Here is a 15,162-nt window from a genome sequence, read left to right on the forward strand (position 1 = left end):
GGTACTCTCTCCTGAGATTGATAGGTGTGAAAATAAGGTTGCCCGCATCAGATCGCTTCAGTTGGGGGAAAGTTTCTTTCTCAGTCCGCATAAATGTATCGATTAACCTATCATAGCCCAGTAGTACCGTACGCAACCTGGCATGGTCAGTTCTCATCAGTTTGATCAGCTTGACCCAGTCATCAATGCTATCGTTACTCATTTCCAGCATGCGTTCATTCATCAGGCTTCGCAGGGGACGCGTCATGACTAGGCGGATTACATTAAGTTGATCGCCAATGTTGCTGGCAATCAGGCCTTCTTTTTTTCGTGGTTAAGTTTTTTACGATCAAGTATAACCAAGGTCAGGTAGCGTAATTGTGACAGGTCGTGACATTGAGTCGCCCATGAGTAAAGAAATTTTATTAAGACTAATCACAGATTGTGAATTTCATAATTTTACATCTTCTGAATTTCTTAAATTAACTCCTTTTAGACTTTTCAATAACTAAAAAAAGTGCTTTTTTCTTAAATAATTTAATTTTCGTTAAATGGCTTTGTGGAAAATTGTTTTAGGCAATTAAATCAAATGGAAAAGGGCATTTTTTCTTGCCTTTCAGGCTATACTGATTTGCCATTTATACTCGGAATGTATCTCCCATGAATATCGAAAATATTGAAGCGACGGCGCTTTGGCGCACGGCATTTAGTGAGTCGAATTTACTTAAGCATAGAGATCATTGCGAGCGTCTTCGCACGGAATTTTTGAAGTTTAGAAACAAAATTGAATCTCTTGTTGGAAAGATTTCTGAAGTATTGCCTGGTCTGACTGTCCACGACATATCTCATTTGGATGGATTATGGGGAGTTGCAGATATAGTTGCTGGAAAAGATTATCCGCTTAACCCACTCGAAGCTTTTATTCTTGGTGGAGCAATTCTTTTGCATGACTCTGCCATGTGCTGGGAAGCATATACCAGCGGAAAGGATGGAGTCCGAAAAACAATTGAATGGAAGGATGCATATGCCGTAGAGTGTGATCGAGCACCTGACGTAAATAAGGAGTTATGGGAAGCCGCAGCGGATTTTTCTGCGCTTCGCGCGCTTCATGCGCATCAAGCAAGTAGCCTTGCTACTAAAGGATGGGTGCATCCAGATACTGGACAGTCAATTTATTTGATCGACGACTTCGAGCTACGTCAGCATATTGGTGAGTTGACTGGAAAAATTGCCTCTAGCCATCATTGGGATATTGATTTGCTATCTTCAAAACTCGGAGATCAATACAATGCCCCTGCTGGACTTCCACCTGAATGGCAAGTGGATCCAGTTAAAATTGCGTGCCTATTGCGTTGTGCGGACGCCGCTCATATCAATCATTCACGAGCACCAGATTTTCTTTACGCATTGACTAGACGAAGTGGAATTTCAAAATTGCATTGGCAAGCTCAGAATAAAATGATGGGGCCATCGCTTGACAATGGTGACCCGTCTGGTGAAACGATTCTTTATACATCAAGTAATCCATATCCAATAGAGACTGCAGATGCTTGGTGGATTGCATTTGATGCCATATCGGTAGTGGACTCTGAAATCCATGCGTCGAATATGTTGCTGAACAATAGGAATCGACCAAATTCGGCTCCAGAATTTAAAATTAAGAAAATTAAAGGCGCAAACTCGATTTTTGAGATTGCCAAGTTATTACATGCTCAAGACTGGGTGCCTTGCAGTGCCAGAATTCATGTTAGCAATATAGAGTCGCTTGTCAAAAATCTAGGCGGTGAAAAACTTTATGGTGAGGGGACTGATACAACTGAGGTTGTTGTGCGTGAGCTTATTCAAAATGCGCGTGACGCAATTGTTGCGCGACAGATTATTGATGAAGGATACATTGGTACAATTGAAATTAAAGTCCGCACTATCAATGATGAATCCTGGTTAATTTTTGAGGATGATGGAATAGGAATGTCGTATGACGTACTGACGGGTTCTTTGTTAGATTTTGGAACTAGTTTTTGGAAATCTGTTCTGGTACAAAAAGAGTTCCCGGGATTGCGATCGTCAAAATTTAAATCAATTGGACGATTTGGAATTGGATTTTATTCAGCATTTATGATTGCTAATTCGGTAACAGTTATCAGTAGACGATTTGATAAAGGTATTGATGAAGCTAATACTTTGATATTTAATAATGGAATAACATTTCGGCCAATAGTAAAGACAGGAAAGCCCAGTAATTTTAATTTTCGAACATCAACACAGGTACGACTTAAATTAAAAAACGGAATTATTAAAAATCAAGACGATGTAACTATTCATTTGGGAATACTCGGTGTTCCTAATATCCACCCGAAATTACATGATTACCTTGCAGCTATAGTCGCAGGTCTTGACGTATGCGTTTCTTTTGAAAGTCCAACATTTCCAAAGAAAATAATACATGAAGCCTTTAATGAGGCAACGACCAATGGCGCTACTTTGCTGACTAAATTGTCATTGGTGGAATACGAACCTGATGGTAGCTCATGCGAAGAATATATTGCAAATAATGCTCGACGATTAAGGCCTATTAAGTCTGACGGATACACAGTTGGATTCGCCGCAATTTCAACTCACGCAGAATCAGATCGTTTCAGGTTGGGTATGAGAACCATTGGAGGATTGGCAACATCAGTTCATGGTGGATATGCGGCAGAGTATATTGGATTCTTGAATTTTAAACCGCGTTCAGCCAAGAGAGATGCGATTGAAATTGATGCCTCACAAGAAGCAATTAATGAATGGTTTCAAGAACAAATAGATATATTAGAGTTATCCTCATTTAATGACTTCGAACGATGTGTTGTCGCCGCAAACGCGAGCGCACTCAATATCGACCCTCTGCAGTTTGGACGCTTGTTAATTGCTCCAGCACCAAGCCAAATGACCATAGCTAGTTACAAAGAAATTGCATTAATGGCAGAAACTGTTCCGATTGTAATATTTAAGTCAAAATATATGGATCATGCTGAAACTTATCACAAGATTTCTTGCTATGAAAATAAAGTGTTGATCCTACCAATCCGTAACGGAAATTATCTTTCTCTTGAATTTGAGAATGGCGCGCCTAAAAATTCAAATAGTATTATAGGTTGCCTCCATCGAGCGGTTATTTCCAGTGGAAAAAATCCAGTATGGACGACATCTATTTCAGAATATCAAGGAAGGTTTGGCGAAATGGAAGAGCTAACGTTGATTGCTGTGTAGAATAATAACTTAAGCATCTTTCTGCGTGAACTTTGTCATCATTCATTAAATTATTCTGTTTCCAAAAATTTAAAACCCTATATTAGCGGCCGCTAATATAGGGTTTAGTTCTGACAGACTATGTAATCTGCAAGAAAATTCTGGTGGGATAGGTGGAGTTGTATATAGGCTTGAAAGCCTTACAGGTACTGGGTTCTGTAAATTCAATTTCTTAAAATACCGTTACTGATACCGTCAAAAAAAATTTCTCTTTAAAATGCACTGTTGTATTGGCATTTTTTTTGGTACGGGAATGCCATCATTTTTCTTGGCTCTAAATTTAACAATTTGTTGTGTTATTGTTTTAATGGTGAGGTTGTTCCAATCAAAGTTTACCTTTAAAACCTATGACTCAATACATTCCAGCCATTGTTACGATAATTACAGCATTGATTGGTGGCGGGTTGCTTTTGTACGTACATAAAAGAAATGCGTATCGTACTGCTGCCACTTCCTTTCGTGCAGCGTTTGCTCCTGCTCTTGCAAGAATAGAGGCAGCAAGGCTGCATAATTCTACTCATGATGCACCGGATGTGAGTGGGTTGTTGAACAGTAACTTTGAAGTTATGGCAGCCGCAGTAGCTAACTTTTCTCCGTTTGTGGCTGGTAAAGAGAAAAAAGCGTTTGATGAAGCATGGCACGAGTATAAGGAATTGAATCCTACTAGCTACGGTGGTGCCATGTTTTTTGCTGGTTATGAGAACAAAGATTCTTTGATGGTAATAGAAAAAAAGCTTAATGCAATTCTTGCTTTCGCAAAAATAAGTACTCGATTCTTTTGAGTTATTTTTTTAAATTTATCATCACAGAAAATTTGCTCTGTCAGTAGATCACTTGAAAAACACAATTCTTTTATGATGAGAGTGTTTTGTATTTAATTGCCACTATCCGCCATTGGTAGATAGCGCTGTACTACAGTGCGAAATGAATTGCCATCTGTTTGTATCCGATAAAAATATCTCTTCCCAGACTCCAATTTTTGATCAATGGTATTTAGTGAAGCCTGACCGAATGCATTGGTTGGAATTGCGCCCAAAATATGATCTCCTGGGGGTAATATGAATTCCGCTTTCTCGCCGGGATTTAAGCGCGCAGCTTCTTTGCCATCAATATATAGATGTTGAAAAACACCACCCCCTGTAAAGCCCGTATCCCTCACTACAATGATTTTTGCGTTGTCCTTCTCTGTAATGGTGGGTGTTAAGAATATCCTGTCAGCAGGAACTGCTTTGGCGGCATCATGGCTAATTGAAGAAGTCGCGCAGCCAGTAATACTGAAGATCGTAGCCAATACCGTCAGCGATGAAATTCTATTTAAATGCATAAGTTATCCCTCGTAGGTAAGTTATCAAGTAATTGGGTAGATAAAGTAGAAGTTACCGATGACTAGAAAGCCGATTGTTTCTTCAGTCCTCGCCAAATCCAGTTCTGGAACGAAGATACATCTTCTTTTTTTGAACTGCCTGAACAGAGCATCCAGCGCGTGCCGTTCCAATAGCGTGCTGAATTTGGGATGTCACCAGACTTCACTTGATACCAACCAGCATGGGTTGGACGTGTATAGCCTTTAAACCAGCGCGTGCATTGCGCGCCTTGCTGCTCGCTAATGATCTTGCGCGCTGCTATGTGATCTAAGTGCAAAATAGTCATTTGGTTGCCATAAGGGAAGATTGTGGTGTGTTACAAGAGCATGCTCGTATTCCATTGTATTTTACCAACAAATAACCCGTAGTGGGTTTTGGGATAGTCTAAATTGGGTTTCAGAATGGCGAGATGCCAAATCCAATACATGACTCAAGATATAAACTGTTCCGGGAAATGTTGACCGCGATACGGTTGGAGAAAGGTATGCTCCAATCAGACATCGCTGCTAAGCTCAGCAAAAATCAGTCGTTTGTTTCAAAGTATGAGCGTGGGGAACGACGTTTGGATTTCCCGGAGTTTCTCGACGTGGCACTAGCGCTAGAAATCAATCCGACTGATTTTATAAAAAAATATCAGACTGCACTTGAGCGTTCAAAAATATAAGTGCCTTCACCTACATCATTGTGACGATTCGCTTCATTTAAATTCGATCACACCTTGATCTTGCAACCATAAAGTTGCATTTGCATATTGTGTCATCCAGAACGCATGCAACTGACCTTCCTGAAATGAAGGCGTTTCTTTCTTAGCTTTATTCCTTAGCTTTGCCATTTCATTACCAGCCGTCTTAAAGAGATCGGCTATAGCTTCTTTCTGACTTGCCGCTGTTATCTGACTCACCAGACTCCTTGCAAAGCGATGTGCTAGAAGTCGTCCAGCTTTGCCATCAACTCCCAAGTCGGCATCATATTTCTTGTATAAGCTTTCCTTGACATCACCCTTGAAACTAAACAGTTTTTGAAATTGCAAAGTGTTGAAAACGAGAAATCCGTAATCATGCGCATTCTCTCCGACTGGGATGCGCTGGTCTTCGACAATTAGAAGGTATCCATCTGACTTGATAAGTTCAAGTAACCTCGATTCGGAACCAATCTCATGCAGCCATTTTTCGGGTGGTATCTCGTGAAAGACATTGCACATAATTACGATATCGACCTCACTCCATTTCGTAATAACATCAGCAATGTCAGTGAAAAAACGTCTCTCAACTTCTGCTATGCCATACGCCGCTTCTATTTCTCTCTGGCATATAGCGTTACTGCTACCCTCAATATCAAAAGCGATGTAGTCAACACAATCAAGTTTTCCTGCGTCACGCAGCGCAGCAAGCAATCGGCCTTGCCCGGCACCAAAATCCAGCACCCGTAGTTTCACATCAGATGTGCTGTCATTTATTGCTTCGACCATTTGAACTTGCTGTTTATCCCCAGTTCTTGCGGTAACAATAGCAGGGTCTAATAAGCATTCGGCGGCATACCTGTTTGCCGCCATTTTTGCAGGAAGATCGGTAAAGTCGCGTAATCTGGAAATCTCTTGCTCATCCCCCAACAAGCCTTTTAATACCAATTCTGGCTTCTTGCCTGCGTGTGAAATCATCCCGTCCTTCATAAACCAAACACATGCTGGGTCATTGGACAGCAATCTCGCGATAAGTGGTACAGAGTGAGTTGCGATCCATATTTGTCCCGCACTTACTTCTGACAACAGCACATCTATAACTTGATTTAACACTGCGGGATGTAAGTGATTTTCTGGTTCGTCTAAAAATATTAATGCGTTTGCTAAATCAGTTTTTTGCGCATGTAATTGCACGGCCAATATTAATAATACTTTTTGCCCGTCGCTAAGTGCGATAGAGAAATCATATCGCCCGAATATCGTAATATTATCGTCCCTATCAATCTTAAGATTGGCGTTCTCTCCCAATAATAATGTGATTAATTTTTCTAAAGTCACACCTGCTTTTATGGCCTCTTCATCAGCAAGTTCCGATGTGCCTTCAAGTTTAGCGAGCTTGGAGTTACGTGCTCTGCGCATTGTATGCAGAAGATAGCTAGGAACGGTCTCGCTTGTGTCGCCTTGCCCTGGCTTAACGCAAAGATGGGTATACAGTTCCAATTGTTCAGGTGAAAAAGTTTTAGCATTTTTTATAGTCGATGTAGTGGGAACAAAAGAAACTGGCACAACCCCAGCATCAACTGGCTCCTTGACAAACCACTTCATTTTCGACAGATCAGCCTTTGCAGCAGCAATATTTACCTTTAACTGTTCAAGGTTGCTTTTGTTTAAACTAATTTGCTCGGCAATTCCCTCGCGTGTCGGGTCATCTCGTAAATCTTCTTCATATTTTTTGATGACGTTCTCATAGTAAGTAACTTGTTCCTCTTGACTACTCATATGGGCAAGGAGTTCTCTCGACCCTCGCATACTTCCATAGTAGTTACCAAGTTTGCGTATTAGTGAAAGCAATCTAGATTTACCTGCGCCGTTGGCACCTGCCAATACTACTAATTGTCCCAGACGTGGCATCCCCAATGCTGACTTAATACCTAGGTCTTCTCCGAGGATTTGCATGCACCCATTTTCAGGAATGGCAATATCAGTAATTCGCATGTGATGTCTTTCGGTTAGTACGCTTTGCAAAAATATCTGTGTTTTACTATGTGCATTAAGTGCCTGAGCTGAAACACTATTAAGAAAAATTTGATTAGTACAATTTGAATTTAGTTGTTCACAAAAAATTGACTATCTCTTGCTCCACTAAATAAAGGAAAATCGCACTAACGATTATATTGCAATTGATTGCAAATGACCGATCTCTTGCAAGTATTCGCAAATAATTCAAAATTCGATGTTTAATAGGATTAGGAGGAAATCTCTCTTCGTCGATACGCATTGCCTTGAAGTCCAATATTTTCCTGATCGCCTGCCTGATCAACTGTATGCAAACCCAGAGAATTCGACGACGTTAAAAGTATCCTTCTGAGCGCGTCAGGAAACTCAGACCAAATATCTGCGGCATTCCACCAGTCAGGTGGATTTGCAGATTTTAGTGAGTCAGCAAATTTTTTTCGCTCGCGACGATTGGTGATTAAAGATAAGGTAGCTTGCGCACCCCTAAGCTTGCAGGAATCAATGAAGAAGTGCCAGATATGATCGTTTCTTATCTGTCCGCAATTAATGAAATTGATTACGGTATATGCCTCAAAGGGATTTTCTTCGCAATGAATTCTTTCCAAGGTGCCAAGCTTACGTAATCTAAGCTCAAATCGCGTCCAATCCGCTTTTATTCTGTTCGCCCTTGTGTTGGCATTGGATGAAGTAGTTCTGTGCGGATTTCCTTCAATTTGCTTACATTCCCGCTCGTAATTCTTATTGTAAATTAATAGATACTGATCGCCGTTGGTCTTGCCTATTTCAATCGAGTGCAATTTCCCATTTTTTTGATATTCTTCTTTGTGATGACAGTACTTACCTGATACCGATTTTCTCAATATGGTATGAACAAGTAGCGACTCCATTGATACTCTGCGCAAATTCAAGGACAAATCAATTCGAGTAACCGTCGCCTTCATAATGTGATCAATCGTGAATGAAGGAATACAGTATCGCAAACATTGAAAAATTCTTTCAAATGGATTTGGACATACTCCCAATGCGGCTGATGGATTCCATTCTATTCTCATAAAACGCGCCGTAGGCTTGCGAGGATCAATTTGTATATTGCAAAATTTACCTTCCCCAAAAGGAATGCGGTACGCGTACTTGTAAGATTTAGTGAGTTCACTGAATTCTTTATCAGGCCTGAGTACGACTCCGGCAATTGCTAGTTCCATTAATCGTTCTCGCACCTCTTGTTGGTCAGTTCTTTCAATTTTCATAGTTTGTGTTAACCAATCAATGAACAAGCTAGTTCTTGTACCCACATTACCATTCCTATCTTTATGTACACTTAGCCTTCTAATAGACCGCGCCATTAGAATTGTGTACGTTTTGCCGAAACCTATACTTTCTCTGGCTTGCAATGAATAAAGCGGTAGCTGGCCGCGATGGTAGTAATCCATGCAGTAGTGCTGCTGCTCAAAGAAATATGGAATTTGAATTAGTCCTGCGCGCTGTTAGATATCGTGCGCTGTGTAGCAGGTTCGGTTGCTTGAGTTAATGCTGGTGCCGCCAATGTTCATGACAAATGGTTAGGACTTAGCCAGCATTTTTTATTTCACTACTACTTTTGGAATAATTATCGACTACGTCGCTTCACAATGCATGTCGGTGAATTTGATGCGACTGTTTGCATCGCATTGCTTGTTCTGGCAGCGATCCATTCATCAACTAAATTTGAAAACCAACCTACTGCGCGCGCGCCCAGCGATACAGACTGCGGGAAGGTTCCTGCCTTGATTGCATTGTAAATACTTGAGCGCGATAGCCCTGTACGCTTCATTACATCTGGTAAACGGAGTATTGATTGCTGCGTCATTTAAAACCTCTTCTTGGACGTAACCGTTTTCCAATAAACGGTACGGGACAAAGATTACTTTGCTAAGAAGGGGTCTGGCAAGTTTTGAAGAAAACCGCAAATTAATTGAAATTAATTTCAATTTTTCCGTCAGCGTTTGCACTCGTTAATTAGACATATTCAAGATTACGCAGCCCTTGAGAATTTACCTAAGATGACATTTTTCTTTCCAGCGGCATCAAGGTAGTCTGCGTATTGCTGCATCATGATTTTGCGTTCATCAAGAAACATTGCGCGATCATACGCTTCACCATAGGTATCTCCAGAAGCATGTGACAATTGGCGATCTACAACTTCATGGCGATAATTCAATCGTTCTTTGATTACGCCCATCGCAAGTGATCTAAACCCGTGACCTGTCATCTTGCCGCTATAGCCCATGCGTTTGATTGCAGCAAGTATGCCGAAGTTTGTTGCAGGTTTTTCGTGATCACGTTGATTTGGGAAAAGATACTTGTTTCTGCCCGTGATTACGTGCAACTCGCGTAAAAGCTCCCAACCTTGTTTTGGTAAAAACACATGATGATCCACCTTGCGCGGATTTAACTTCTTTTTCCCCATTTTCATTCTGCACCATGGAATGACCCAGCTTTCATTCTCTAAGTCTATTTCAGACCATTCTGTCGTAGTGAGTTCGCTGGTGCGAACAAAGATCATCATCATCAATCTGAACATTACCCTTGTTGGCACAAACATTCTTCCTTCAATTTTTTCAAACTCTTGGATAAATGCTGGAAGTTCATCTGGTGTTATGGCTGCGTGGTGTCCTCTGGCAGTTGGTTTCAATGCGCGACTTAACGAAGGTATTGGATTGAACTCTGTTTTGCCAGTATAAGTCGCATAGTCAAATATTTGTTTGCAGGTTATTCGTTGACGCTTAGCCATATCTATTGCTCCACGGCTTTCTATTCGTCGTAAAACGTCTAGCATTACAGGAGATTTGATGTCGGCTATTGGGTAGCTTCCGATATAAGGGAAAACATCTTTTTCTAATCTATGCAGAGTATTTTTTGCAGTCCTGGGTTGCCATTGATCTTTTCTGTTCGCATGCCATTCACGAGCAACAATTTCAAACGTATTTGCTGATGCCTTGGTTTTTATAATTTTCTCAATACGCTTTGCATGGTTTGGATCAATTCCAGCATCAATTGATTTTCTGGCTCCAGTTCGCTTATCGCGAGCCTCGGCAAGAGATATTTGTGGATATTTCCCAAATGCCAATGTCCTGCGCACTTCGGCAAATCTATAGTCCATTCGCCAATATCTTGCACCATCAGTGTTGACCAGTAGATAAAGCCCACCACCATCAGTGAGTTTGTATGGCTTTTCCTTAGATTTGGCATTGCGCACTTGGATGTCAGTGAGTGGGAGAGCTAGTTTAGGCATTTTGACGGTATCTGCTTTGGCGGTATGGGAAAGTACTGTCAAAAGTACCGTCAAAGAAATTGGATGTCAATAAACGTAAAAAACGCTTAGAAGACAAAAAACCCGCTAAAGCACTGGGCTAGTAGCGGGTTTTTGTACATCTTTGGATGTCCAAGGATGAAATTCTGGTGGTGATAGGTGGACTTGAACCACCGACCCCAGCATTATGAGTGCTGTGCTCTAACCAACTGAGCTATATCACCAAGAAGCCTGCGATTATGTCAGTTTGGCTTTTGACTGTCAATATGCAAAACCAGATTTTGATGGAAACTGCGGCTATTTTTGCTTAAAAAGCAAAGCATTTCTGGTTTTGTGTCTGAATTAGGCTGCGTATTGTTAAAAATGAGGTTGGCACCGACAGTCCCAGCAACGCTTGTAGTGAACTTGGCTGGGTTCACTCTGGGCTTGCCAATGCTTGCCTGACGCTGTCCATGATCTGTGCCTGGGCATCGGCTGCGAGGCAGTCGATGATGATGCGGTTTGGCATGGATCTTAGCCAGGTGACCTGGCGTTTGGCGAGTTGCCGGGTGGCGATGATGCCTAGTTCGCGCATTTCAGGTAGGGTGGTTATTCCATCGAGATAATCCCAGGCCTGGCGGTAGCCTACGCAGCGTATGGATGGCAGGTTGGCGTGCAGGTCTGGTCTTTGTTTTAGGGCTTTGACTTCATCGATAAAGCCTTGTTGGAGCATGGTGTCAAAGCGCAGGGCGATGCGTTGGTGGAGTACGCTGCGTTCTGATGGTTCCAGCGAGATTGCGTGCATTTCGAAGGGCGGGGCGGCGCGTTCCTGTTTGGCCAGCAGGGCGGACATGGGCTGGCCGGTGATGGCGATGATTTCGAGGGCGCGTTGTATGCGCTGGCTGTCTTGTGGTTTGAGTCTTGCTGCGGTTTCGGGGTCCAGCGTTGCCAGTCTGGCGTGCAGGCCGGGTACGCCTATGCGGGCGGCTTCTGCATCAAGTTCTGCGCGTATGGCAGGGTCTGCGCCTGGCAGGTCGTCAAGGCCATCCATCAGGGCTTTGAAATACATCATGGTGCCGCCTACCAGCAGGGGCAGCTTGCCCCTGGCTTGTATCTCTGTGACCAGTCTTTGTGTGTCCTTGCGAAACTGCGCGACTGAATAGGATTCTGCCGGGTCGATGATGTCGATGAGGTGGTGGGGTACTGCGGCCAGTTCTGCTGCATTGGGTTTGGCCGTACCTATGTTCATGTCGCGGTAAACCAGGGCAGAATCGACGGAGATGATTTCTGCCGGGTGGTGGCGCGCAATTTCCAGCGCGGCAGCAGTTTTGCCTGAGGCGGTAGGCCCCATGATGGCGATGACTTTATTAATTGAGATATTCATACGGGTTGTTCTGCCGGGATCAATGCTGGTAAAGCGCGGGCGGCGATAAAAATGAGGCTGCCCATGCTGCAGGCGATGATGGCAAGTGGATAGACCGTGCCATTATGCGTGGCACCAACGATGCTGCCAACGATAAAGGCGACCAGCATATACAGCGCCCCCATGAGGCCAGCCGCAGTGCCGGCCTGTTGCGGGAAGGGCGATACAGAATTGGATTGCGAAATAGGGAAGTTGATGCCATGCGCACCCATGGTCATGAACATGATGGGCGGTATCATGGTCCAGTGCTGTACGCCTGCCAGTGTCATTGCCAGAAAAGTCGCGCCAGCAGCGAGAGACAGGCTGCTGCCTATGCGCATGGTGATTTTGGTGCCAAAGCGTGCATGCAGGCGGCGGCAGACCACGGTGCCGCTGAGGTAGCCGGATACGCCAAAGGCAAAACAATAACCAAACCAGGCTGTCGGCAGAAGCAATACCTTGATCAGCACAAAAGATGCGCCAGAGATAAACACAAAGATGGAACCATACGACAAAGCACCCGGCAATGCATATACCCAGAACACCGGCGCACCCAGCACGATGCGGTAATTGCGCAGCAAGCCGCTGACATTGGTGGCCCTGGCATCTTTATACAGATTGGTTTCTGGCAGGAGCAAGATGACCATGATGAGCAAGGCTGCTGCCAGCAGGGCATGCACAAAGAATGCTGCACGCCAGCCCAGATTGACTTGCAGGAATGAACCCAGGATAGGGCCGAGCAAAGGCGCGGCAGATACCCAGCTACTGGCCTTGGAAATGACCTTGATGCTGTCTTGCGGGTCATAGGCATCGCGCACGATGGCTCGCGCAATGATGACGGCAGAGCAGCAGCCCAGGGCCTGCAGGAAACGCGCAATAATCAGCATGCCCATGCTTTGCGATGCGCCACACAAGAGGCTGGCGAGCAGATAGAGGCTGAGCCCGGCGATGACGACGGGGCGGCGGCCAAAGCGGTCAGACAGTGGGCCTATGACCAGTTGCGCGCCACCAAAGCCTGCCACAAAGATGGACAGCGTCAGTTGCACTGTAGAGGCAGGCACATCAAACACTGCCGCCAGACTGGGCAGGGACGCCAGGTACAGGTCAGTCGATAGCGGTTGCAGCATCAGGAATGCGGCAATCAAAAAGAACAGCGGCGCTGTCGAAAACTGGGCGATGGCCTGGGCTGGCTGGTTCATGCTTGCTTTGGATGTTTGCACGCTATTGATCACGTTTTTAGTCACATCACTGTCCACGCAAGAACATCTTGTCGAGATCATTCAAACCCAGTTGCACCCAGGTTGGGCGGCCATGGTTGCACTGGTCTGAGCGTTCTGTATGTTCCATCTGGCGCAGCAGGGCATTCATTTCTGGCACAGTCAGGCTGCGGTTGGCGCGCACGGCGGTGTGGCAGGCCAGGGTGCCCAGCAATTCATTGCGCCTGTCTATCAAAACCCGTGAGCCGCCAAATTCACGCACTTCACGCAAGACGTCGCGTGCCAGTGACTGGGCATCGGCATTCTTAAGGAGCGCTGGTACGGCACGTACGGCCAGCGTGGTTGGAGAGATGGCGGCCATGTCAAAGCCTAGCGCCTTGAGTGTGTCCTGATGTTCTTCTACTGTGCCTACTTCTACTGCATCGGCAAAGAAGGTAATGGGGATCAGCATGGGTTGTACTGGCATGCTGTTTTCATCAAGCGCGTTTTTTAATTGTTCGTAGAGTATGCGTTCATGGGCGGCATGCATGTCTACCAGTACCAGACCCTTGCTGTTTTGTGCCAGCACATACACGCCGTGCAACTGGGCGAGGGCGAATCCTAATGGGTAATCATCATCTGGCAGGCTGTTGGCGACCTGATTGGCGGGTGCATAGCTGGCACCGGCCTCATTGACGCCTGCGCCATTGGCATTGGGGCGGAAGAAAGCGCCATAGCTTTCCATGCTTTGGGTGACGCCGCCATTGGGCTGTGGGCGGTAGGGGTTTTGGTAGGCATTACCGTAGCCGCTCCCGCCAGCAGTACCCCCACCACCATAGGGCGATGGATTGGCAAACTGCGACGCAAATGTGGTTTGCTCACCGGATATCCAAGGCGTACCTCCACCATTTGGTGTAGCGATGCCTGAGCCAGCAGACATCGGGCCGGGCACAGTACCAAATGCCGTCGCCGATGTTTGAGCCAGGGCGCGGCTGACGGCGTGGAAAACAAACTGATGTACAGAGCGACTATCACGGAAGCGTACTTCTATCTTCGATGGGTGTACATTCACATCCACCAGTGCCGGGTCCAGATCCAGCCCCAGTACATAGGATGGATAACGGTCACCATGCAAAACGTCCTGATAAGCAGCGCGCACGGCATGCGTCAGCAACTTGTCGCGCACGAAGCGGCCATTGACGTAAAAGAACTGGGCATCGGCGCGGGCTTTGGATGCTGTCGGCAGGCCGACAAAGCCATGTATGCGCAAGGGGCCAGCGCTTTCATCGAGGGACAGGCGGGCATTCGAGAATGCATCCCCCAAAATCTGCGCACTGCGTTTGTCGATGGCGCTGACATTCCAGTGATCTACGGCCTTGCCATTGTGGCTAAGTGAAAACGAGACATCGGGTCTGGCCAGGGCGATACGGCGCACTATCTCGGCGCAATGGCCAAATTCTGTCTGCTCAGACTTTAAAAACTTGCGCCTGGCCGGGGTGTTGTAATACAGATCTTGCACATCCACCGTCGTGCCTTGTGCGCCGGATGCGGGTGAGACCTTGCCGTTTTCTATCTGCCAGGCGTGTGGTGCATCGGAGGTGCGGGTGGTCAGCGTCAGCAGCGATACCGAGGCGATGGAGGCCAGCGCCTCGCCACGAAAGCCCAGAGTGGCAACATGTTCAAGCTCATCAAGGTTGGCGATCTTGGAGGTGGCATGGCGGGCCACGGCCAGCGTCAACTGGTCTGGCGGTATGCCGCGGCCATTGTCGGTGATGGCAATGCGCTTGACGCCGCCTTCTTCCAGACGGATGACGACATTGCTGGCACCGGCATCAAGGGCGTTTTCCAGCACTTCCTTGACAACGGCAGAGGGCCTTTCCACGACTTCGCCTGCGGCGATCTGGGAAATCAGGTTGTCGGGCAGGGCCAGGATGGGGCGATGGGTAGCAGGGTTCGAATTCATGCCATGA

General features: G+C 45.5%; 12 protein-coding genes and 1 tRNA gene. 3 read left to right on the forward strand and 10 right to left on the reverse strand.

Annotation, left to right across the window (positions count from 1 at the left end; translation table 11 throughout):
- The first annotated feature begins 639 nt into the window (after positions 1-639).
- Together ACO0LI_RS04325 and ACO0LI_RS04330 are read left to right on the forward strand one after the other, a co-directional pair.
- A complete protein-coding gene (locus ACO0LI_RS04325) occupies positions 640-3,228 on the forward strand; it encodes an HD domain-containing protein (RefSeq protein WP_423031128.1) in 2,589 nt (862 codons plus the stop codon).
- A 386-nt stretch (positions 3,229-3,614) separates the two neighbouring features.
- A complete protein-coding gene (locus ACO0LI_RS04330) occupies positions 3,615-4,049 on the forward strand; it encodes a hypothetical protein (protein WP_423031130.1) in 435 nt (144 codons plus the stop codon).
- A gap of 92 nt (positions 4,050-4,141) precedes the next feature.
- Here the strand turns inward: ACO0LI_RS04330 and ACO0LI_RS04335 are convergent, their stop codons facing one another.
- Both ACO0LI_RS04335 and ACO0LI_RS04340 read right to left on the reverse strand, forming a co-directional pair.
- Positions 4,142-4,591 carry a hypothetical protein gene (locus ACO0LI_RS04335; RefSeq protein WP_423031132.1) on the reverse strand — a complete coding sequence of 150 codons (450 nt, stop codon included), beginning with the start codon at positions 4,589-4,591 and terminating at the stop codon, positions 4,142-4,144.
- Between the two features lie 62 nt (positions 4,592-4,653).
- Positions 4,654-4,917, reverse strand: a complete 264-nt coding sequence (locus tag ACO0LI_RS04340) for a hypothetical protein (protein WP_423031134.1) — start codon at positions 4,915-4,917, stop codon at positions 4,654-4,656.
- A gap of 168 nt (positions 4,918-5,085) precedes the next feature.
- On the opposite strand from ACO0LI_RS04340, the gene ACO0LI_RS04345 reads away from it, so the two are divergent.
- Positions 5,086-5,295 carry a helix-turn-helix domain-containing protein gene (locus tag ACO0LI_RS04345; RefSeq protein ID WP_423031523.1) on the forward strand — a complete coding sequence of 70 codons (210 nt, stop codon included), beginning with the start codon at positions 5,086-5,088 and terminating at the stop codon, positions 5,293-5,295.
- 33 nt (positions 5,296-5,328) lie between these two features.
- On the opposite strand, the gene ACO0LI_RS04350 is transcribed toward ACO0LI_RS04345, so the two are convergent.
- The 8 genes from ACO0LI_RS04350 to mutL form a co-directional block, all read right to left on the reverse strand.
- Positions 5,329-7,305, reverse strand: a complete 1,977-nt coding sequence (locus ACO0LI_RS04350) for an AAA family ATPase (protein ID WP_423031136.1) — start codon at positions 7,303-7,305, stop codon at positions 5,329-5,331.
- A gap of 251 nt (positions 7,306-7,556) precedes the next feature.
- Complete coding sequence (locus ACO0LI_RS04355; protein ID WP_423031138.1) at positions 7,557-8,756, reverse strand: hypothetical protein; 1,200 nt, start codon at positions 8,754-8,756, stop codon at positions 7,557-7,559.
- Between the two features lie 176 nt (positions 8,757-8,932).
- Positions 8,933-9,172, reverse strand: a complete 240-nt coding sequence (locus tag ACO0LI_RS04360) for a helix-turn-helix transcriptional regulator (protein WP_423031140.1) — start codon at positions 9,170-9,172, stop codon at positions 8,933-8,935.
- A gap of 165 nt (positions 9,173-9,337) precedes the next feature.
- Entirely contained in the window at positions 9,338-10,639 is a 1,302-nt protein-coding gene (locus ACO0LI_RS04365; protein WP_423031142.1) for a tyrosine-type recombinase/integrase, read from the reverse strand.
- A gap of 123 nt (positions 10,640-10,762) precedes the next feature.
- A tRNA-Met gene (locus ACO0LI_RS04370) sits at positions 10,763-10,839 on the reverse strand.
- A 191-nt stretch (positions 10,840-11,030) separates the two neighbouring features.
- Complete coding sequence (gene miaA, locus ACO0LI_RS04375; protein ID WP_422953603.1) at positions 11,031-11,978, reverse strand: tRNA (adenosine(37)-N6)-dimethylallyltransferase MiaA; 948 nt, start codon at positions 11,976-11,978, stop codon at positions 11,031-11,033.
- Positions 11,975-13,240, reverse strand: coding sequence for a multidrug effflux MFS transporter (locus ACO0LI_RS04380; RefSeq protein ID WP_423031144.1), 1,266 nt, complete (start codon positions 13,238-13,240; stop codon positions 11,975-11,977). The genes miaA and ACO0LI_RS04380 overlap by 4 nt, the downstream gene beginning before the upstream one ends.
- Position 13,241: 1 nt before the next feature.
- Positions 13,242-15,155 (reverse strand): DNA mismatch repair endonuclease MutL, encoded by a 1,914-nt coding sequence (gene mutL, locus ACO0LI_RS04385; RefSeq protein ID WP_423031146.1) that lies wholly within the window; start codon positions 15,153-15,155, stop codon positions 13,242-13,244.
- Positions 15,156-15,162: the final 7 nt, after the last annotated feature.

Source organism: Undibacterium sp. Tian12W (assembly GCF_049339405.1).
GTDB lineage: Bacteria > Pseudomonadota > Gammaproteobacteria > Burkholderiales > Burkholderiaceae_D > Undibacterium.

Bases quoted from the DNA above. Each gene is read 5' to 3' on its own strand.
- ACO0LI_RS04330 (WP_423031130.1), top strand. From the start codon at position 3,615: ATGACTCAATACATTCCAGCCATTGTTACGATAATTACAGCATTGATT.
- ACO0LI_RS04335 (WP_423031132.1), bottom strand. From the start codon at position 4,591: ATGCATTTAAATAGAATTTCATCGCTGACGGTATTGGCTACGATCTTC.
- miaA (WP_422953603.1), bottom strand. From the start codon at position 11,978: ATGAATATCTCAATTAATAAAGTCATCGCCATCATGGGGCCTACCGCC.
- ACO0LI_RS04325 (WP_423031128.1), top strand. From the start codon at position 640: ATGAATATCGAAAATATTGAAGCGACGGCGCTTTGGCGCACGGCATTT.
- ACO0LI_RS04350 (WP_423031136.1), bottom strand. From the start codon at position 7,305: ATGCGAATTACTGATATTGCCATTCCTGAAAATGGGTGCATGCAAATC.
- ACO0LI_RS04345 (WP_423031523.1), top strand. From the start codon at position 5,086: ATGTTGACCGCGATACGGTTGGAGAAAGGTATGCTCCAATCAGACATC.
- ACO0LI_RS04340 (WP_423031134.1), bottom strand. From the start codon at position 4,917: ATGACTATTTTGCACTTAGATCACATAGCAGCGCGCAAGATCATTAGC.
- mutL (WP_423031146.1), bottom strand. From the start codon at position 15,155: ATGAATTCGAACCCTGCTACCCATCGCCCCATCCTGGCCCTGCCCGAC.
- ACO0LI_RS04360 (WP_423031140.1), bottom strand. From the start codon at position 9,172: ATGACGCAGCAATCAATACTCCGTTTACCAGATGTAATGAAGCGTACA.
- ACO0LI_RS04355 (WP_423031138.1), bottom strand. From the start codon at position 8,756: ATGGATTACTACCATCGCGGCCAGCTACCGCTTTATTCATTGCAAGCC.